General features: G+C 51.0%; 1 protein-coding gene. It reads right to left on the bottom strand.

What is annotated here, in order from left to right:
- Nucleotides 1–89: 89 nt before the first annotated feature.
- The coding region (locus ACPV3A_RS37855) for a transposase (RefSeq protein WP_426205033.1) at nt 90–351 on the bottom strand (262 nt) is incomplete at its 5' end.

Here is a 351-nt window from a genome sequence, read left to right as displayed (position 1 = left end):
CTTCAGATTGTCGAGAAACCCTGCACTTTTTTCAAAGTACAGGGTTTCTCCCTTTTTAAGTGGTCACCTCAAGAGGGGAAATGGGGGGATTACCCCCTGTTTTCCAGGCGATCCAAGTGGATCGCCATCTTCTTCATATTCTGCACGGTTGCTGTCATCAGAGCTTGTTCCCTGACGTTTTGCAACCCGCGCAACCGGCAATAGCGAAACCCATGGAGCTCTTTGGCATCCGCGAAGCTTCGCTCAATCGTTTCTTTTCGTTTTCGGTATAAATACTTGCCGGATCGGCTGAGCCGGTTGTTTCGCACCCATTCCTTGCTGTCCTCCCAGACATGGCGCGTGACGATCTTG

Source organism: Paenibacillus sp. Dod16 (assembly GCF_049893405.1).
In the GTDB taxonomy this organism is placed as follows: Bacteria; Bacillota; Bacilli; order Paenibacillales; family Paenibacillaceae; genus Paenibacillus_AQ.
The sequence above is the reverse complement of the archived record's forward strand: the minus strand, read 5'-3'. Positions and strand labels throughout refer to the sequence as shown.